The 19401-nt window shown below is 52.1% G+C and carries 16 protein-coding genes; 6 read left to right on the top strand and 10 right to left on the bottom strand.

The features are described 5' to 3' along the window. Positions 1–297: 297 nt before the first annotated feature. The 7 genes from MKX64_RS07830 to MKX64_RS07860 form a co-directional block, all read right to left on the bottom strand. Positions 298–966 carry a helix-turn-helix transcriptional regulator gene (locus MKX64_RS07830; protein WP_095264550.1) on the bottom strand — a complete coding sequence of 223 codons (669 nt, stop codon included), beginning with the start codon at positions 964–966 and terminating at the stop codon, positions 298–300. Positions 967–1519: 553 nt separating this feature from the next. Continuing rightward, positions 1520–2737: a M20 metallopeptidase family protein gene (locus MKX64_RS07835; protein WP_341035623.1), complete on the bottom strand. Its 1218-nt coding sequence runs from the start codon at positions 2735–2737 to the stop codon at positions 1520–1522. 20 nt (positions 2738–2757) lie between these two features. Next, positions 2758–4176, bottom strand: coding sequence for an aspartate ammonia-lyase (gene aspA / locus MKX64_RS07840; protein WP_341036273.1), 1419 nt, complete (start codon positions 4174–4176; stop codon positions 2758–2760). Positions 4177–4461: 285 nt separating this feature from the next. Then, complete coding sequence (locus MKX64_RS07845) at positions 4462–5376, bottom strand: polysaccharide deacetylase family protein (protein WP_095264508.1); 915 nt, start codon at positions 5374–5376, stop codon at positions 4462–4464. Further along, positions 5348–6676 (bottom strand): MFS transporter, encoded by a 1329-nt coding sequence (locus MKX64_RS07850; RefSeq protein WP_341035624.1) that lies wholly within the window; start codon positions 6674–6676, stop codon positions 5348–5350. Before MKX64_RS07850 ends, MKX64_RS07845 begins: the two co-directional genes overlap by 29 nt. 384 nt (positions 6677–7060) lie before the next feature. Further along, positions 7061–7657, bottom strand: coding sequence for a TetR/AcrR family transcriptional regulator (locus tag MKX64_RS07855; protein WP_155617571.1), 597 nt, complete (start codon positions 7655–7657; stop codon positions 7061–7063). A 31-nt stretch (positions 7658–7688) separates the two neighbouring features. After that, positions 7689–9137, bottom strand: a complete 1449-nt coding sequence (locus MKX64_RS07860) for an MDR family MFS transporter (protein ID WP_230875613.1) — start codon at positions 9135–9137, stop codon at positions 7689–7691. A gap of 446 nt (positions 9138–9583) precedes the next feature. Here MKX64_RS07860 and MKX64_RS07865 point away from each other — a divergent pair, with 446 nt between their 5' ends. The 5 genes from MKX64_RS07865 to MKX64_RS07885 all read left to right on the top strand — a co-directional run bounded on the left by MKX64_RS07865 (position 9584) and on the right by MKX64_RS07885 (position 14902). Further along, positions 9584–10495 carry a transposase gene (locus MKX64_RS07865; RefSeq protein ID WP_155617570.1) on the top strand — a complete coding sequence of 304 codons (912 nt, stop codon included), beginning with the start codon at positions 9584–9586 and terminating at the stop codon, positions 10493–10495. Positions 10496–11396: 901 nt separating this feature from the next. Further along, positions 11397–11834 carry a GAF domain-containing protein gene (locus MKX64_RS07870; RefSeq protein WP_095264497.1) on the top strand — a complete coding sequence of 146 codons (438 nt, stop codon included), beginning with the start codon at positions 11397–11399 and terminating at the stop codon, positions 11832–11834. Between the two features lie 19 nt (positions 11835–11853). After that, complete coding sequence (locus MKX64_RS07875; protein ID WP_341035625.1) at positions 11854–13482, top strand: thiamine pyrophosphate-binding protein; 1629 nt, start codon at positions 11854–11856, stop codon at positions 13480–13482. Positions 13483–13558: 76 nt separating this feature from the next. Further along, entirely contained in the window at positions 13559–13900 is a 342-nt protein-coding gene (locus MKX64_RS07880) for a hypothetical protein (protein ID WP_341035626.1), read from the top strand. A gap of 12 nt (positions 13901–13912) precedes the next feature. Further along, positions 13913–14902, top strand: a complete 990-nt coding sequence (locus tag MKX64_RS07885; RefSeq protein WP_341035627.1) for a ketoacyl-ACP synthase III — start codon at positions 13913–13915, stop codon at positions 14900–14902. A 148-nt stretch (positions 14903–15050) separates the two neighbouring features. On the opposite strand, the gene MKX64_RS07890 is transcribed toward MKX64_RS07885, so the two are convergent. After that, the gene (locus MKX64_RS07890) at positions 15051–15521 is read right to left on the bottom strand and encodes a DinB family protein (RefSeq protein WP_095264499.1); all 471 of its coding nucleotides are present in this window, start codon (positions 15519–15521) and stop codon (positions 15051–15053) included. Between the two features lie 295 nt (positions 15522–15816). On the opposite strand from MKX64_RS07890, the gene MKX64_RS07895 reads away from it, so the two are divergent. Beyond that, positions 15817–16077: a DUF4181 domain-containing protein gene (locus tag MKX64_RS07895; RefSeq protein ID WP_095264489.1), complete on the top strand. Its 261-nt coding sequence runs from the start codon at positions 15817–15819 to the stop codon at positions 16075–16077. 278 nt (positions 16078–16355) lie between these two features. Here MKX64_RS07895 and MKX64_RS07900 read toward each other — a convergent pair whose 3' ends face one another. Together MKX64_RS07900 and MKX64_RS07905 are read right to left on the bottom strand one after the other, a co-directional pair. After that, on the bottom strand, positions 16356–18446 hold the full coding sequence (locus tag MKX64_RS07900) for an amylo-alpha-1,6-glucosidase (RefSeq protein WP_341036274.1): 2091 nt from the start codon (positions 18444–18446) through the stop codon (positions 16356–16358). A 130-nt stretch (positions 18447–18576) separates the two neighbouring features. Beyond that, positions 18577–19401 carry a carbohydrate ABC transporter permease gene (locus MKX64_RS07905; RefSeq protein ID WP_095264486.1) on the bottom strand — a complete coding sequence of 275 codons (825 nt, stop codon included), beginning with the start codon at positions 19399–19401 and terminating at the stop codon, positions 18577–18579.

A 19401-nucleotide genomic window follows, 5' to 3' on the forward strand; every position in this document is an offset into this window, starting at 1 on the left:
TCGAGGACGCCATTGCCGATGATCTATTCGTACGGCGGGAGCATGCGAAGCGATAGGGGCACTATAGAGGCATCTAAGGTGCCTAGCACTTTTAGGCACCTAAATACACTGGTAAGCACTTTTGAGGCACCACAGGCACTTTTTCAGAGGTACTTTTGAGGTACTATAAGGTCTTTCAGAGGCACTTAGGCCTTTCAGAGGCACTTCAGATTCAGATGCACCATAGGCAACTTCAGAAACCTCGGGACTGCGGGACTTCGGGAGTCTTTCATGTATCTGCCCTTGCCTGCGCGAGGATTAAAGCAGATTCTCCGAAGGGGTCTTGTCCTTACCGGCTCTGACTTCATCGAGGTAGTTGTACAGTGTGAACTTCGAAATGTCCAGAAACTGGCACACCTTGTCCCCTGCTTTTTTGACCAGGAACGCGCCGCGCATATCCAGGAACTGGATCGCCTTCAGCTTATCCTCCTTGTTCATGTGAGATACCGGCTTGCCGATCTCCTTCTGGCACTCCTGCAGAAGATATTCAAGCAGATCGTTCACGTCATTCACGAATACTTCCTTAACCTCTTGATCAAGGCTATGCATCGTAAGCGACCGCAGCGTATTCTCCGCCACCAGAAAATCCGAGATATCAAAATTAATGCACAGCGCACCTATTGTTTCGCCCTTGCTGTTCTTGAAGTACGTGGACGATGACCGCAGAATCTTCCCATCCTTCGTCTGGGTGATATAGTTGTACCGATCGCCTTCGGTCACAGTCCCCCGGAGCACTTCCAGCCCGAGATTGCTTCCGCAGTCCCCCACCTTTCTGCCCGTAATATGCCCGTTCTCGATCGCCACAATCGTGCTTTCATAGCCTTGGCTCAGATCGTGAAGCACCACTTCACATTGGTTGCCAAACTGGGCAGCGATACAGCGCACAACCGGCAGAAGCACATTCAATTCGTCCTTGATATTTTCCATCATTCACACACTTTCTGCTTTGATTTCGTCAATTTGGTGCAAATCACCTTGGTACAAGTGTTTTTGTACAATCTATAGAATCATGTTTGGAACTGTCACAGTTATCGCTCTTAGTGTCCTTAATGTTCAGCGCTTTGTCAAGCGAATGAGATGCGCAGTACGAGCAACGCTTTATCCCCTTTCCCTCATACATCCTCACTCTCTCCCCTACCCCTTGCATGATTATCCCTTTCGTTCAGGGAGACAGGGGGACAGAAGTATACGAGTATATGATGATGTGAGGATGTGAGGATGTGAGGATGCGAGGGTATGAGGATATGAGGGTAGAATGATGGTTGGGTATGTTGTCAGGAAGGCAGGTGAGCAGGAAAAGAAGAAGGCAGATAGGCGGAACAGGCAAAAAACTCCTGATCTAACGGGATAATCATGCAAGGCTCTCCCGGCACAAGTCCGAACTGCACAGCACAGTCCGCACTTCACCAGCAGACGCCGCACTCCACAGTCCGCACAGCATTCCACGAGTCGGACTCCACCGCATAGAAGCCCCATACCGTTAAGGTATGAGGCGATTAATGTTTACTCTCCCTTCGTTCTCTAATAGAGCATATCCCCGTACAATCTCAATAAAAGCCTTCTGCATAATCAGCAGCGCCTGCTCGTCAAAATCAAACTTCGGATGATGATGCGGATATTGGGTGGACTCATGTTCATTTCTGGCGCCGACCTTGAAGTAGGTTCCTGGCTTCTCCTTCAGAAAATAAGCAAAATCCTCCGCCCCCATGCTCGGCTCCATCTCCATCATTGCATCTTCCCCGAATGATTCGGCCAGTAGCCTTCGAGTCGCCTCCGTCGCCTCCTTATGGTTAAAGAGTGCCGGATAGCCGCGCAAATAGTCTATGCTGTACGAGGCATGCGCCCCGGACACGATGCCATCCACGATCGAGCGGATCTCCTCTTCAATCAAGTCGCGCACGCCTTCATCGAAGGAGCGTACCGTCCCTTCAAGACGAGCTGTGTCGGCGATGACATTAAAGGCCGAGCCAGCATGAAACTGGCCTACCGTGACAACACCTGCCTGAAGCGGGCTGATTCGGCGGCTGACGATCTTTTGCAGCGCCCCGACAATTTCACTGCCGATGACAATGGAATCAATCGCTTCATGCGGTCTGGCGCCGTGGCCCCCTTTTCCATGGATCACGATATCAAATTTATCCACCGCGGCCATCTGGTAGCCCGCACCGACCGCGATCTTACCGACAGGCACATCGGTTGCGAGATGAATAGCGAATACCGCATCAACCTCATCCAGAATTCCTTCCTCGATCATTGCCTTGGCGCCGCCAGGAGGAAGCTCCTCTGCAGGCTGGAATATGAAATGGATCGTTCCCTTCAGCTGATCGCGATATCGGGACAGCACCTTCGCCGTGCCGAGCAGCGCCGCCGTATGGCCGTCGTGGCCGCAGGCGTGCATTACGCCATCATACCGTGACTTGTACGGCACCTCCTTCTCGTCGGCGATCGGCAGCGCGTCAAAGTCTGCTCTGAGGGCGATTCGCTTGCCTTCCTCCCCGCCCTTCAGCACAGCCACGATCCCATAGCCGCCAATGCCGGTCCGAACCTCCAGACCAAAGCTTGTCAGCTTGTCCGTGATGAACGCCGCTGTATTCTGCTCCTGAAAAGACAGCTCCGGATGCTGGTGCAAATGCCGTCTCCATTCCACCACTGTCTGAAATCCCTCTTCAATCTCCTTGAACATCGCTTGGATATCCATCTGGTCTCCACCTCACTCGCCTACTGATTCAGCAAAAACTCCTCGCCTGCGATGCCCGGAGACGTCATATGATACGGGTCTAGAATCACATTGATCTGTTCTTCGGTCAGCAGGCCCTTCTCCAGAATGATTTCCCGAATACCCTGGCCCGTCTGCTGCGCTTCCTTCACCAATCTGGAAGCCACATCGTAGCCCAGATGCGGATTCAATGCTGTAATAATGCCGTAGCTGTTATCAACATAATACTTGCAGCTCTCTCTGTTCGCCTTCAGGTCAATCATCAGGTTTTTATAAAATACATCCATGCCGTTCTTCAAAATCTTCAGGGAATGCATCAGATTGTTGGCTGCCACCGGAACCATTACGTTCAGCTCGAACTGCCCTGCTTCGCAGGCCAGGCTGATCGTATGATCGTTGCCGATGACCTGGAATGCAATCTGGTTCATCACCTCAGCCATAACCGGGTTTACCTTGCCCGGCATGATCGACGATCCCGGCTGCCTTGGCGGCACGTTGAGCTCGCCCAGCCCTGCCCGTGGCCCTGACGCCATCAAGCGGATGTCATTACACATCTTCGATATATTGACGGCACATACTTTTAGCGCCGCTGACAATTCCATATACGCATCGGTGTTCTGTGTCGCATCGACCAGATCATCCGCTTGCCTGAGCGAGAAGCCGGTCAGCTCGTTCAAATGCTGCACGACGCCGCGCATGTAATCCGGTGTGGCATTCAGCCCGGTACCGACAGCCGTCGCCCCCATATTCACAACCAGCAGCCCTTGCGCCGCACGTTCAATACGGGCTATATCCCGCTCCAACACGTTGGCGTAAGCACCGAACTCTTGTCCGAGACGAATCGGAACCGCATCCTGTAGATGAGTGCGCCCCATCTTGATGACATCATCAAACTCTTCGGCCTTCGCCCGGATTCCTGTCACCAATGTGCGGAACACCTGAAGCAGATCCTGCGTCAGTCGAAACGAAGCGATCCGGATCGCTGTCGGGATTGCATCGTTCGTGGACTGGGACATGTTCACATGGTTGTTTGGACTGCAATGGAAATACTCCCCTTTTTGCTGGCCCATCAGCTCCAGCGCACGGTTGGCCAACACCTCATTCATGTTCATGTTGATCGAGGTGCCTGCACCTCCCTGAATCGAGTCCACGATGAATTCCGAACGAAGATTGCCTTCAATAATCTCGTCGGCTGCCTCCGAAATGGCGTTACCGATCCGCTTCGGAAGCCAGCCCAGCTCCATATTGGCGATTGCAGCCGCCTTCTTCACTTCGGCAAGCGCCGTGATCAGCTCGCTGTGGATCGGCACGCCGCTGATCGGAAAGTTCTCAACAGCCCTGACCGTGTTAATTCCGTAGTAGGCCTCCAATGGAAGCTGCTTTTCCCCCAGAAAATCCTTCTCAATCCGAAACTGTACCATGGACAACATCACCGCCGCCTTTGTCTGTATTTGTCGGGATTATGCGCCGAACGACTCCCAGTGCATCAGAACATAATCCTCTTGTAAAGTGATCCTGTTAATATCCAGCATTCCCGGATATATAACAATTCTCCTTGGACTGTCTCTTTTCCTTTTTCTTATCTTATCTCTAATGTACGTCCGACATCGCCCGGAATCGACGGATAGGTGCGCACTTTCTGTCATAAAAAGGCGATCGTCCCTCCTCGTAAGGACGACCGCTATAGTTGCGGCCTGACAGCCACCTTATTTAGCGATCAGCACCTTCATCAGCTTCACTGCCGACCGCCCGCGAGGGCGCCGCAAATATCGCTCGACATACCGGTAGTCTGTCAAAATCACCTTCGCATCTTTCATAGCATAGGCAAAATCATCATCAAACAAAAGCCGGAATTCCCATATCCGCTTGTCCCAGTTCGGAATCGATGCCTGCATCCATTCATCCTCCGCGCCTGGATGAACGTACGTCTCGCACACGCCTTCCGGCAGCTTGTACAGCCTGGCGATGATCGACTGCTTGAAGCGATCATACCTCTCCCCCTCCACAATCCGGTAAGGGTGGGACAGCAAATAATCCGGGATCGGTACGCCGAAGGCATCGGCCAGTCCGGAAGCCAGCGCCACCGGCCGCTGGATATTCGACAAGGTGCTGAGCAGCGGATCGCTCGGATCAATATAGCGGAACAGCCTGGCCGGCAGCCGCCAGCGCCTGGCTTTCCACAGCATTTGCGGAATCAGGCTACGGCCGGTCTCCACACCATACAGGCTCCCCATATGGTTATCGATATGGCTAAGCCGGATTCCGGATTTCCGGGCCAACTGATATTGGGCCTCAAGTTCCTTCATCACTGCGCCAGCAGCTGCACCAGTCTCGAACTCCTGCACAGTCCGGTATTGATGGCCAGTCTCATCATGAAGCGACGGGTGTCCCGTCAGACTGGCCCACCGAAGCGCCTCAAACTCGCTGGTCAAGGTCAGATGAAGTCCCACATTGGGCTGCTGCCTGCGGGCACACCAGGACGCAGCTTCTTCATAACCGGGCGCAACCGCCATGACTGTTGCCGACGATACCTTGCCCTCTTCCAGCAGGTGGAAGATCGCTTTGTTTGCTGCCGGGCTCTGTCCAAAATCATCACAGTTGATGATCAGTCTTCGTTCCATGTTCGAGTTCCCCTTTTAGTGTGTTGTTGAAATCCATTTTGACCATAAAAGATATGAGGAAGGCGATTCCAAGCAGTATCAGCGGAACCACACTTGTCAGGTACCGGAAGGTCGCTTCCGGATTGTTCCCCGGGTTGTCGCCACTTTCATATCCGAATATGATGCCTACGATCCAGAAGGCAATGGCCGAGATCAACCCGCTTGAACGTGTAATAAATCCACCCACAGCCGTATAGATCCCTTCCCTGCGCAGCCCGGTTCGCGCCTCATCCTCATCGATAATTCTCCCGCTGACGATCGCTGGCGTAACGAGAAAGCCAGCCAGGCCGAATCCGACCATAACGCCTGCCAGAATGCCGCTGGTCAGATCCTGACCGAACCAGAGCGGGATGACGGATAGCCCGTAAGCTGCCAGCGACAGCCGCCATGCCTTCACGCCGTCCATCGTGCGAATAATCCAGTACCACACAAACACGAGCGGGATGACAGATACAAAAACCGAAGCAAGCAGCACCGATACAAGCGCCTCCGGTATGCCAAGCACATATTTGGCGTAGAACGGAATCATCGAGCTAATTAGTCCGTTAACCGTCTGAGCAAATGAATTCGATATATGAAACACCCAAAACTTGCGGTTGTTCAATGTTTCCCGAAATGCCCGCACCAGTTTAAGCGGCTTCTGTTGAGCGTATGTCTCGTTTTCCCGTACCGATAACATGCAGAGCAGCATGAATATTCCGAACAGGAACGCATACAGGACAGCCATGCGGGAAAAGCCTATCGCGTCAAACAAAATGGGGGTCAGCGCCGTTCCGATGAGCAGCGCCACCACCTGGTAGCCCTGCTGGATAGCGGAGGCTTTGGCACGCAGCCGATCTCCTCTGAACAGCTCGGGGAATAATGCGCCGTAGTTTACCCACAGCACCGTAGCCGCTGCCTCGAACAGCAGCAGCGCGATCAAGAACCACGCGAACAATCCGCCTTGGGCAAGTCCCGACGGAGGCGAGAATACCATGATGAACGTTAGCATGAACACCGGCATCGCGCCAAACACCCACGGTCTTCGCCGTCCGAAGCGCGTCCGGGTCCGGTCGGACCAATAACCCATAAGCGGGTTGTTAACCGCATCCCAGATCAGAAAGATCATTCTTGCCAGCGTGGCCAGCCCGATGCCCAGACCTAGCTTCTCTACATAAAAGTAGCTATAAAAGGAACTGAAAGCCTGACTCGGCACCATCATCGCAAACATGCCGAGCGAGAATGAATACGGTGAATTGATCCAGCGGCGCAGGCGATGCATAGCGCTTCCCCCCATAAGGTCCATGTCCGGATGCTTTTGTTGTACAGTATTCTGCAAGGAAGAAGAATATACCTGCCCGCCCAGGAGCTGTAATAAGTTAAATCTCCATGCGAAAAGCCGGACCGCCAGGGATTATCCCCTGCACGGTCCGGCTCTTGATTGCCAATTGGCGGACAGCTCTGTTTTGTATGAAATGCAAGCCGATCAAGCTTAGGCCGCCTGATCACTAACGATAGTACTGGCATTAGCATTAGCATTAGCATTAGCATTAGCACTAGCATTAGTCTAGCCTTAGCCTCAGCCTTAACACTGGCACTAGCCTTAGCATTATTAGCATTAGCACTACCTTAGCCTAACACTAACACGAGCAACGTTAGCTGTATTTCAACGGCTTATAAACAGCGGATCCACAAAGCTCCGGCAATATTGCTCTGCAATATCCTCGGCACTATGTCCATGATCCCGAAAATACAAAATGACGTCAGCACGTGGCAGAGAAGCAAGCATGATGGACGTAAACCCCGGGTCAACCGGCATCAGTCCTTCCTGTTCGGCAGCTTCCTCCAGTAGTCCTTGGATCTCCTTTTGCAGAAAATCAAAGGGTGGGGACTCACACACATTCTTCTTGGTTTCCTCCAGCCTGTCGGCAGTCAGCATCACACGAAGCCATTCCAAATCCTCATTGAAGTGAAGAATGACCCGGGTCAGCACCGTCCGCAGCCGGACCGCCACCGGAAGTTCCCCATTTGATTCGAGGTAGGCCTTGATTTCCTTCATAAAGCGGTCGATCTTCGTTTCCATTAGCGAAAAGCAGATTTTGCTTTTGCTCGGATAGCGCCGGTACAATGTTCCCTGACCTATGCCGACGGTCTTTGCGACCTGATGCATGGAAACATCCTCAACCCCGTATTTGTCAAACAAGGCCTGTGCCGTATCCAGAATTTTTTGACTCAGCTCATCATTCTCTTTTCTTATCCGCATGCTTGTTTCCCCTTCTGAACCATGCTTGGAGTTACGCAGCAGACTTCTCCTCACTTGTAGGAGAGTACGTCCGCTTCACGAACAAGCCCAGCACCAAGGCGATCCCGGCCATAACCAGACCGACGATAAACGCATTATGCAAACCTGCAACCATCGCTTCCACAGGATTCAGATCTCCGGTTGTGACCGCATAATTTCTCGCACCAGCTGTCATGATGCTGATGAACAGCGCCATCCCGACAGCCCCGGCTACCTGCTGCAACGTATTCATAATCGCCGTCCCGTGCGGGTACAACAGACGCGGCAGCTGATTTAGCGCCGTTGTCTGAGCCGGCATCATAACCATTGAAATTCCCAGCATCATCATAACATGGATAAAGATGACGTTACCACCGGTCCAAGAAGAGTCGATACGCGAGAACAGGAACACAGCAATCACCATCAGACTGAGTCCTGGGATGACAAGCACCCGAGGTCCGAATTTGTCAAACAGCCTGCCTGTAATCGGCGCCATCAGACCGTTGACGATACTGCCCGGCATCAGGACGAGACCGGCGGCAAGTGCCGTCAATCCGAGCGCATTCTGAAGGAACAGCGGCAGCATGATCATGGTGGAGAACATGCTCATCATCAGAACTAGCATCAGCACCGTTACAAGTGCGAACATCGGATATTTAAAGGTGCGCAGATCCAGCATTGGCTCCTTCACCGTCAATTGACGCCAAACAAAGAGCCCCAAGCCAATCACACCGGCAAGAATGCACCACGTCACGAGCGGATCCGACCAAGAACCTTCACCCGCACTGCTGAAACCATATACGATACCGCCGAAGCCAATCGTCGACAGAATAATCGAGAGGTAATCCACCTTCGGTTTGGTCAGCACCGACACGTTCTTCAAATATATCGCTGCGAACACAATCGAGAAGAGCGCCAGCGGAATAACCAGATAGAACAACCAGCGCCAGTTCAGCGCCTCTACGATGAAACCGGAAAGCGTCGGGCCGATCGCCGGAGCCGTCATAATCACGAGACCGATCATTCCCATTGCCGCACCGCGGTTTTCCGGCGGATAGATACTCAGAATTGTATTCATAAGAACCGGCAGCATTAGCCCTGTTCCGACCGCCTGTAAGATCCGGCCAAACAGCAACATGCCAAATACCGGCGAAAATCCACAAACAATCGTACCGATCAAAAACAGGCTCATCGCCCCAATAAACATCTGCCTTGTCGTAAACCACAGCTGAAGCAGCGCCGTTACCGGCACCAAAATACCAACCACCAGCAGGTATGACGTTGACAGCCATTGTACCGTAGCCTCTCCGATCCCGAATTGGGTCATCAAAGCCGGAAATGCAATGTTCAGCAGCGTTTCGTTCAGTATGGATACGAACGCCCCGATAATTAACGCCGCCACGATGGGCCCTCTCTTTATCTTGCTTAAATCAATGTTGGCCTGCCCAGGCCCCACTCCCATATCCAAGACCTTAATCCTCCTTTATATCTATGTATTGCCGGACAATTGTCCGGCAACGCTGTTCTATTGTAACGGACAATTGTCCGGTCGTCAATTCCTTTAAATTTTATTATTTTCACACGCTTCGTAAGTGATAGATCACGCTATTAACAGCTTGTTATCGCCTTTGTCCTCGTGCTCTCCTGCTGTTGGTATCCCTGCCTCCTCCCCCTTTCACGATTATCCCTTTCGTTCAGGTTTAGCGGTTGAGCGCTAGGACAGCTTCCAGAATAACGGGCAAATGCAAAAAGGTCGAAGAAAGCGATAGAATGCGACTTTTCTATGCTAAAGATACATTTTTTGTGCTGAACTAATAATTTCATTTGATAACAGAACATACGTTTGGTATAATATAGGAGAAAGGGAACGTATGTGCGTGGATTTCAAGTTCGGGAGGATGAGCAGATATGGAGTTTCGTGAGGAGACAGTGCTTCAACCATTCCACAGCCGTTACCACAGCGAGGAAGCCTGCATGGAGGCGTTGATCGCGATGAAGTGGCCAGACGGTTTCGTTTGCCCTCGCTGTGACCATACCGGGTGCAGTCGTCTGAACTCCCGGCGTGTCCCGTTGTTCGAGTGCGGACGGTGCAAGCATCAGACATCGGCTTTGGTGGGCACGATTTTTGAAGGAACCCGGCTGCCCTTGCTCAAGTGGTTCATGGCTCTGGATCTGTTCCTGCTCCCGGATGGCATCTCCGCAATGCGGCTCAGTCAAGTGATTGACGTCACTTACAAGACCGCCTGGTTAATGCTGCACAAAATTCGTCATGCTGCCCTTCACTTCGATGCGCGGGAGCTGCTCTACGGCGACGTGAAGGTGAACAGCGATCAGTACGGCCGCAATCCCTCCCGATGTGCGGTTTCGCATCCGCATGCCTCAGCGGTTGTCGCTGGCTGTACGGTCGATGAGGCCGGTGAACCGCAGCAGGTCAAGATCCGCCTGTTGCGGCAGAGCCGAGGAACCGATACAAGGGCCTCTCGCCGCGATCTAACCGCATTCATCGACGAGCACGTGGATCGCCTTGCATCCGAAGTCCAGCTGTCCTCCCAAGCTTTTCGGTTGTACGCCCCTTTGCGGAGTGTGGTAAGAGAGGCGTGGGTATCGCTGAAGAATACATATGGTGCGTTGGGGAGGAAGCATCTGCAGGCGTATTTGAACGAATTCACAGGACGCCGCTGGCTTCTCCTGTCCGGAACGGCGGAGTCGATGAGGCAGAAGTTGCTGCAGATGTGCATCGCGATCCCTGGCATCTCCTACTTGGAGCTGATCGCCCGTCAGCCGGATCGGCCCTTAGAGAACGCCTTAGCCGCAGCCTGAGCAAGACACCCTGAAACGTTGGGGCTAGACGAATCCCGTTCATATTTATCCTTCATTTCTAAACCAGCCTGTATCGGTTCGCGAACCTGAGTCCTTCGTCTGCAACTGTTCACATGATATTGAATTCATTCTTCTGCCTCCACTCGAATCACTCTTCTGGCCACTTGAGCGCACTATTGCTCTACTTAAATCGCTCTATCGCTACGCCTGAAGCAGGATATTGCTCTACTTGAGTCGCTCTACCGCTACGCCTGAAGCAGGATATTGCTCTACTTGAGTCGCTCTATGGATACGCCTGGCCTGAGGCACGCTATTGCCTCCACGCCGAACTGTCGAGTATAACCACATATAGTCGGCTTTCGAATGTGTCTGCTCCTGAGTTTCTGCGCTGCCTGATCAAAAGGGATAATCATTCAAAGCACACCCGAAACAAGTATAGATCAGCGGCCACCTTTCATTTTGCAAAATTGGGATCTTATTCTTTGTGAAAAAAATATGAATTTACATACAATTTACATAAAACCCATGAAAAAACGATTCCCCGAAACCGATATAAAAGGTGTATTACAAGCTTGTATAGGATTGCGGACCCGGCTAAATCTCCGTAAATAAAGTGGAAGCCTGACACCGAGATAATCACCCTACTGCCCACTATTGGTCACGGTGTGTCATGTCCGGAGATGTTGCCTGCACTTTTTTTGCCGTTTTACGCCGCCCGCACCAATGACAACGAGAGGAGGATCTGCTTTTACACGGAACATAAAGACTTCGTTATATGGTTAGAGACCGGCCAACTCTAAGGAAGCAAGCCCAGGTTCTCCAGAAAGCTGAATCGAAACGACGAAGGCACGAAAACGCATGGCAACGACAACTTATTTAGAAATAAGGAGGAGAGCCCGGTATGGAGCGTTTGCACTTGCTTTTTGAACAGCTTGAGCGTCTGACGGGCGTAGCCGATATCGCCTACCACGAAATCAGGGAAGGCCGCCTATGTCCGGTATTGAAAACGAAGACCGACCATCTCGGCGTGGAAAAGTGGAAAAGCGTCCATGCACAGCATCCGGTCTACATTCAGCAGGATCGCCTCTTGAGGGAAATGCTGGAGCAGGAACTGCCCTCACCCACCGTTGTGCAGGACGTCAAAAATGATCCGCGCTCTGCCGATGAGTTCTTCTTATTCGGAATCGACAGCATTATGGTTGTGCCTGTCATACAACTCGAAACCGTAATCGGAATCGTTGTTGTCGCTTCAATCGGGAAGCTGCATCATTTTTCGGAAGACGAGATTTCACAGGCAGAACAGTTGGTCAAGGAATACAGCGACGCATTCCAATTCTAGTTCAAGGGGGATTCCGCACATGAATATAGCCGAAGCCATATTGAAGTATTTGAGAGAAGTTGGAGTGGATCATATATTCGGGATTCCTGCAGGAATCATCGGGCCGATATACGACGCGCTGATCGATGTAGACATGAAGCCCATCATTACTAAGAACGAAGCCGGTGCGGCGTACATGGCCGCTAGATATGCAAGCACATCCGGCAAGCTGGCTGTCTGCGCCGGCGCTGGTGCCGTCGGGGTCGGCAACATGATGAACGGAATCGCTGACGCCATGCGCGCCAAAGCGCCCCTGCTCATCATCACCGGTTATGTGAATCGCTGGCAGATCGGCAAAGGAGCCATTCAAGAGATGGACGCCCAGGACATCGTTCGGCCGATCACCAAGTACAGCAACACCGTCATGAATGAAGCGGATGTGTTAGCTGAACTGGATAAAGCGGTAAGGATCGCGCTTACGCCTCCATTTGGCCCAGTGCATATTTCGATTCCAATTGATGTGCAGCGGATGGAAGCGCCTAATGTCCTTCCGGAGGCCCCAAACCTGGCTGATCTCCAAGTCGTGCGCTCTAATCCGAAGGAGCTGGAAGACGCAGTGTCCCTCCTGAATGAGGCAGAACAAGGAATCATTATGGTCGGACGCGGCGGACGGGCTGTGGCCGAAGAAATCATGCAGCTCAGCGAACGGCTGCAGTGGCCGATCATTACGACACCTTCGGCTAAAGGCATCATTCCCGGCGATTTTCCGCTTAACTTAGGAAACTACGGGTTTTCCAGCACCGATGCGGCCATGGAATACGTCACCACCTCCCAGTCTTCCTGCATTCTGATTCTGGGTACGAGCCTTGGTGAAGCCTCTACGTGCAACTTTAACGACATGCTCGTGGAGGGACGCAAGGTGATTCATGTTGATCGTGACGCCAGGGAAATCGGCAAAGTGTTCAAGACGGACGCACCTGTCCTCGCCGATCTCAAGGATGCGCTCCCTTATTTCCTTGAGCATGCCAAGCCATCCTCGGCTTCGTATAAGAAGCCATTGCCGCTGAACGAGGCTTACGAGCGCAATCATACTGGCTTATCCCTGCGCCTCTTCCTTGAGAAGTTGAGCAAGGTGATGCCGAATGATACGCGTTATGTGTGCGATATTGGGGAGTTCACCAATTTCGTGCTGAAGTATTTGGAAATTCCAGCCGGAGGAGACTTCGAGATTAATCTGAACTACGGAGCCATGGGATCAGCGATGGCCGGAGGGCCAGGATTGTATTTGGCGGATTCCTCTCGTCCGGTTGCTGTCATTGCGGGAGACGGCTCGTTCTTCATGAATGGAACGGAAGTGCTGACTGCCAAGGAATACGAGCTGCCTGTCATTTACTTCATCATTAACAATGCCATGCTATCCTACGTTGACCGTGGGCAGAAGTTTCTGTACAACCGCACGATGCCGGATTACAAGCAGGATCGGATCTCCATCGCTGACATGATGCGCATCGCCGGAATTCCATCCATGTCTGTGAGTCATCTGGAAGATATGGACGACATTCCTGGCTTCGTCCGGGAGAGAGTTGGACCTTGCATCATTGAGGTGAACACGGACGGCAGTGAACCTGCGCCGATCCTGGATCGACTGAAGGCACTCAAACATAAATGATCCTATTTTATCTATTTCAAACGAAGCACTATATAATACCAAAACCATTTCTAGTTCATAGGAGGATAACAAAATCATGGGAAGCTTTAACATCAAAATCGATCAAGCTGCAAAAGTATTTTATGCCGAGGTGGAAGGCACCTTTTCTCCGGAAGACGGCATGGCTGCCATGGAGGGCTACAACAAAGCGATCTCAACGATTTCCGCACCGGAATATGAGATCCACATCGACTGCACGAAGCTGAACGTCTCCGCGCCGGAATCACTCCCGCTGCTGGAAGGCTGCTTCGGACTGTACAAGAAGGACGGCTTCAAGAAAGTAACACTACGGATTTCCAAAAACCCGATTCTGAAGATGCAGCTTGGTCGCGTTGCTCGTGGCGTACAGCTGGACAACTGCGAAATTATCGAACAATAAGGAGAGATGGCCATGAGAGGGGTACAAATTCGCGATATCGAAATTTACCATCCGTCCAAGGAAGTAGACAATGAATATTACATTAACTATTTTGCGGAAAGAGGCACGGATGTTACCGGGCTTGTAACCGCTCTGGGCCGTAACAAACGTTTTATTATCGATAATCAGGAAGAAAATACGTTTACGATGGCTGTCGAAGCATCCAAGCGGGCACTGGACAAAGGCGGACTATCAGCCGCAGATGTGGACCTGATCATTTTCACGTCCCAAACGCCGGAGTATTTGCTCCCCAGCAACGCGCTGAAGCTGCATCATGCGCTTGGAGGCGATCTGTTGACCGCCTGCTTCGACATCAATGCCAATTGCGCCGGCATTCTTGTAGCGGTGGAGCAAGCCGCGCGCTACATGGCTTCCAACCCTAGAATCGAACGGGCGCTTGTGGTCGGAGCTGATTACTTGTCCGTCCATAGTCCGGAACAGCCGGTCTATTATTCCAATTTTGCCGAGTCAGCGGTTGCTGTTATTTTGGAGCAGGTCGAAGGGACGCGCGGTCTGATCGACTCTATCTACCAAACCGATACGTCCGTGATCGACAATTCCCTGTTCCCTGCTCACGGATTATCGAATCTGTACCGCGAGGAATTTACATCTAAGGACGCTCAGGTTCAATTTACGCCTTTCGATGATTCGGTATGCGCTGAATCTGCAGTTAACTCGATTCGGATCCTGCTGGAACGCAACCAGATGACTACTGACGATATTAAGGGCTTTATGTTCTCCCAGTTCACCACGGGCAATATTAAGCGAGTGTCCGAAGAACTCGGCATTGATCAGGACAAAGTTCCTTACATCGGAGACAAATACGGTTACACTGCCACGACCAGCCCCTTCCTGGCCCTCTATGAGGCCATTCAGGCCGGGCAAGTGAAACGCGGTGACTACCTGGTCTTCTGGACCGTCGGCGCCGGTTGGCAAAACGTTAGTCTGCTGATGCAGTACTGATCTTTCTTCCCCGGTTGTCATCCCATTCCCACAACTCCAGAATGGGATGAGCATCTATATTAGAAAAAAAGTCCGTCTCCTCGGCCGAGGGACGGACTTTTATAATTGTCATCTATGATCTACTGCCCTGTCATCTATTCTGCTTTATCTATTCGAATAGCGGCACATTCGGGTCCTTTCCGCCGCCGTGAATCAGCATCGTGTGCAGTTGTCCACGGTGGTGATACAAGTGCGCCATAATTTCAAGCAGCCACTCATACCGCGTATACTTCACACCCCAGTAGGCGGTTACTTCACGCTGGAGCTCCTCCTCGCTCATCGCATGGAATTCCTGAAACAGGTAGGAATAGCCTGTAAGCAGCTCTGCCTGGATGTCTTTCAAATTGTCCAACGCGATACCCGAGTAGAACGCGCTCATCTCCTCCTCTGTCGCCCCTTCGGATATACGAAAATCCGCCCGACAGATGACAGCCATATGGGTTAGCAGTTCCCCTACGGAACGCTTGCCTTCCATTGACCTGATGTGCAGGTCCTCCTCCTCGAGCTTATCGATGATCGCAACGACGGACAGAATCGCTACTTCGATCTGATGCAGCGCATATCGGCAAAATGGATTCATCGCTTTCCTGCCTTCCTTATCATTCACGATATGTATATTTTATCCCCTAAAACATTATAGAACATATGTTCTCCAACATTCAACTGTAACCATCTGCAAGCCGGAAATTCCCACAAATTGGGTGGAGTGGGTGGTATACTAAGATCTAGAGGTTGCCTGAATGAGGTCATCTGACTTTATTTTTAATCATATTTAGGAGCGAACACATGATAATCCTGTATTCTCTTCTTAGTTTGGCCGCCGTCATCTTACAGTCATTCTTACAAAGGTTCATGTGTACTATGATGCGGAGGACATGAAAGACTCAGATGTCTATAGAAGATTTGTTGGCGTATCCATGCTCTTGATACTACCGGGGATCGCTACGATTTGGTTTCTGGATCTTAGCGAGCCGCAGCCGCTGCTTGCCCAACTGCTGGGACTGCCTTACTTCTATCGTGGGTATATGGAGTTTACCCACATTAAAGAATCCAACCGGCATAAAGTATCGTTTATTCTAGCTTTTTATTTCCTTGGTGCTACCATCGTGCTGGAATTACTCCGACTGTCAATGTAAAGAACCACAACAACCTTGGCCCCAGCCTAACGGCCTAAAGGGTACCAAGGTTGTACATTGGGGTAGAGCTATTTGGATAGGGCTTACTTGGATAGGGCTTACTTGGGTGGAGCTACTTGGTTACTCGGGTAGAGCTACTTGGCTAAGTTTACTTGGTTAGGCCTTGGTTCAGTAACGCATACTGCGTAGCGCTTCGTTTGGTTAGCTCTTCGTTTGGGTATCGCTTCGCATAAGGGCTTGGTTAGGCCACCCTTCGTTGCGGTAGCGCTCTGACGAATTTACAGCGATGCTCCTGCTAGCGTGTAGCCGGTTGTGTTCTCCAGCACCTCTACCTTGAACGCCACATTCGTTTCGGCATCCGCTTCGCGAACAACACGAACAGACAGATGCCCGCTGCCGATGGCAATATGCCCGGCCTTCAGTTCGTTCATCCCTTCCGGCAGGAAAGGTGACAGCGCAATTTCCTTCTTGGCGGCGTTCGGGTAAAGACCCAGCATCGCTTGAAGGAATACAATCGCTGTGCCGGCTGCCCATGCCTGAGGGGAACATGTCGTCGGATACGGCACCGGATAACCCAGCTCTGCATCGTACCCGCAGAACAGCTCCGGCAGGCGCTGGTATTCAAAATGCCCGGAAGCCTTAAGCAAGCCGGATATAACGCTTCCCGCCTCTTCCCGGAATCCCATCTTCCCGAATCCGAGCAGAATCATGCCATTGTCATGCGGCCATACACTGCCGTTATGATAGCCCATTGGATAATAACCTGCCGAGCGTGTGCTCATCGTGCGGATTCCGTAGCCGTTGAACATGTCCTTCTCCAGCATCCGGCCCGCTTGCGCCTTGGCGCGCTGCTCCGATGGCAGCCCGGTCATCAGCAGATGCCCCGGGTTAGAGGTGACGCTCCGCACCTGGCGCAGATTCTTGTCCAGCGCGATGGCATAGCAGGACTCCTCCTCCATCCAGAACGCCGATTCAAATCGCTCCTTAAGCGCTCCGGCGTCTTCCTCCAGCTTCCGGGCAAGCTCCGCATCCCCAAGCTCCGTGAAGATCGGTACCAGCGATTTCAGTGCCTGGTAGACGTATCCCTGAACCTCCGACAACGCAATCGGAGATTCGGCGAATTCACCCGATTCATGAATGATCGAATTCGCGGAGTCCTTCCAGCCCTGATTCGGGAACCCCTTCTCCGCCTCTTGCTTATAGGCCATGAAGCCCGAGCCAGCTTCAAGCTCGGCATCCATATATTCAAGGGCCCGCATGATGTTCGGCTTCAGCTCCTCGGCCAAGGAGAGATCCCCTGTCCAGCGGTAGTATTCGCCGATCAGCATAAGGAACAGCGGCGTCGAATCAATCGTTCCGTAATACGGTGCGAACGGGGATTGCTTGGTCGTAACCAGCTCACCGTAACGGATCTCATGCATGATTTTGCCCGGCTGTTCATCCCGCCACGGGTCGTACTTCTCCCCTTGATAGGCGGCAAGCGTACGCAGTGTCCCTATGGCAATCTGCGGATTCACCGGCAGCATGAACAAGGCGGTAATCAGGCTGTCCCGCCCGAACGGTGCGGCAAACCACGGCAGACCGGCCACCGTCATACTGCCGAAGCCCACATCGGTGGTCAGCATTCGAAGATCCTGCACACTGCGCTGGAACAGGCCGTTAAAGTGCGGGGAATCGGACTGGACGCGGGCGCTGCCTTCATACCACGCCTCATAAGAAGCTTCCAGACGGCGCAACCCCTCTTCATAGCTAAGTGACTGAGCTGGCTCCAGCTGCTCCGACACTGGCATTATGCAGAACGTAATCACCTGACGCTGCTGCGGTTTCATCGGCAGCGAGAACGTGACGCTTCCACTCTCGTCTGCCTTGCCTTCAGGATGATCCCAGGCGATTCGAGTCTGTCTTCGCATCTGGTCTGCCCCAACATACGAGAACGTCAGCTCGCGCTCGCCGAATTGGGTTCCCTCCATGGCGCCAACCTCACCCGTCCGATACTTCCGGACAAGGAACATGTCCTGAAAATCCGCATCAAAAGCGACAGCAAACTCGATATTAGAATCATAGGTGAAGTAATTGGTGAGCTCCATGCGTTCATACAGCACGCCGTCATAGATGAACCGCTCCCGCAGCACTTCGATGGCGCCGTCATCCTTGGCTTCCTTCATCAGCCGGATGCTGGCAATATAGCTTTTATCCCCAGCGGAAGACAGCAGCGACGGCTTCTGCCCGTCAACGAACACCTCCATCCGGCTTAAAAAGCGGGTATCCTTCGTATATAATCCATGGCCCTGCTCATTCCCTTGAGCAATGTCCCCATCAAGTCCGGTAAGAAAGAACAGATCGCCTTCTTTAATCACACGGTATTCCATCATGTATCCCCCATCTGTATGATGTATGCTTCATTCAGTGTTTCTCCATCCCGGAACAAGTATCCTTCCATCAGCTGAATATCGGTGAACATCTGTCTGTCTGAATAAATTTCTGCTGTCGAGATGAATATCAGCCTTTGACCCCTGCGCTGGAGATCCCTTCAATATACTGACGCTGGAACAGGAAGAAGAACAGAATGATCGGCAGCGTGGACAGCACAACCCCCGCCATAATAAGCGGCGTATTCTCGAAGAACATATCCTTGACACTGTTAAGACCAACTACCAGCACATACATCTCCGGTGTGTTTGCCAAAGTGCTCGGAATGAGATAGCTGTTCCAGGTGCCCGAGAATGCAAGAATGGACATCGTGATCAGCGATGAACGAGCCAGCGGATACACAATTCGCCAGAACGCCCCCATCTTGGTCAGACCGTCGATTCGAGCAGCCTCCAGAAACTCATTGGGCACGGAAATGAAAAATTGACGCAGCATAAAAATGTACAGCCCTTGATACAGAAACGGCACCGTCAGTCCCAAGAACGTATTCAGCCAGCCAAGCTGGGCGACATTCACGTACACCGGGATCAGGATCATATGGTACGGCACCATCATGGTCGCAACCACAATCCAGTAAATCACCGTTTTCCCCCGGAAATTCAGCTTCGCCAGTGCAAAGCCGGCCATCGGGTTAATGATCAGGTTGCCAACCACCACGACGCCTGTCATGATGACGGTATTCAGGAACCATCGCGGAACATCATAAGCCGGATTCGTGAAGAAGATTTTAAAGTTGTCCAGCGTCCAGTTCGCCGGTGACGTCAACGTGTTCACAAACCGCATCGGAATGATGGACGAGTACAACGTGTAGAGAAAAGGAAGGGCGAATAGGAGCCCCAGCAGAATCGTCCACAGATACATCAGCGGACGCTGAACGTTCGTACGGGTCATCAT

Origin of the sequence: Paenibacillus sp. FSL M8-0334 (assembly GCF_038000405.1) — a bacterium.
GTDB classification, from domain to species: Bacteria; Bacillota; Bacilli; order Paenibacillales; family Paenibacillaceae; genus Paenibacillus_AQ; species Paenibacillus_AQ campinasensis.

What these genes read in the sequence shown, in the direction of transcription:
- aspA (WP_341036273.1), bottom strand. Translation starts at nt 4,176, where the DNA reads ATGGTACAGTTTCGGATTGAGAAGGATTTTCTGGGGGAAAAGCAGCTT.
- MKX64_RS07835 (WP_341035623.1), bottom strand. Translation starts at nt 2,737, where the DNA reads ATGGATATCCAAGCGATGTTCAAGGAGATTGAAGAGGGATTTCAGACA.
- MKX64_RS07875 (WP_341035625.1), top strand. Translation starts at nt 11,854, where the DNA reads ATGAATATAGCCGAAGCCATATTGAAGTATTTGAGAGAAGTTGGAGTG.
- MKX64_RS07850 (WP_341035624.1), bottom strand. Translation starts at nt 6,676, where the DNA reads ATGCATCGCCTGCGCCGCTGGATCAATTCACCGTATTCATTCTCGCTC.
- MKX64_RS07900 (WP_341036274.1), bottom strand. Translation starts at nt 18,446, where the DNA reads ATGGAATACCGTGTGATTAAAGAAGGCGATCTGTTCTTTCTTACCGGA.
- MKX64_RS07885 (WP_341035627.1), top strand. Translation starts at nt 13,913, where the DNA reads ATGAGAGGGGTACAAATTCGCGATATCGAAATTTACCATCCGTCCAAG.
- MKX64_RS07880 (WP_341035626.1), top strand. Translation starts at nt 13,559, where the DNA reads ATGGGAAGCTTTAACATCAAAATCGATCAAGCTGCAAAAGTATTTTAT.
- MKX64_RS07890 (WP_095264499.1), bottom strand. Translation starts at nt 15,521, where the DNA reads ATGAATCCATTTTGCCGATATGCGCTGCATCAGATCGAAGTAGCGATT.
- MKX64_RS07855 (WP_155617571.1), bottom strand. Translation starts at nt 7,657, where the DNA reads ATGCGGATAAGAAAAGAGAATGATGAGCTGAGTCAAAAAATTCTGGAT.
- MKX64_RS07830 (WP_095264550.1), bottom strand. Translation starts at nt 966, where the DNA reads ATGGAAAATATCAAGGACGAATTGAATGTGCTTCTGCCGGTTGTGCGC.
- MKX64_RS07895 (WP_095264489.1), top strand. Translation starts at nt 15,817, where the DNA reads ATGAAAGACTCAGATGTCTATAGAAGATTTGTTGGCGTATCCATGCTC.
- MKX64_RS07865 (WP_155617570.1), top strand. Translation starts at nt 9,584, where the DNA reads ATGGAGTTTCGTGAGGAGACAGTGCTTCAACCATTCCACAGCCGTTAC.
- MKX64_RS07860 (WP_230875613.1), bottom strand. Translation starts at nt 9,137, where the DNA reads ATGGGAGTGGGGCCTGGGCAGGCCAACATTGATTTAAGCAAGATAAAG.
- MKX64_RS07870 (WP_095264497.1), top strand. Translation starts at nt 11,397, where the DNA reads ATGGAGCGTTTGCACTTGCTTTTTGAACAGCTTGAGCGTCTGACGGGC.
- MKX64_RS07845 (WP_095264508.1), bottom strand. Translation starts at nt 5,376, where the DNA reads ATGGAACGAAGACTGATCATCAACTGTGATGATTTTGGACAGAGCCCG.
- MKX64_RS07905 (WP_095264486.1), bottom strand. Translation starts at nt 19,401, where the DNA reads ATGATGACCCGTACGAACGTTCAGCGTCCGCTGATGTATCTGTGGACG.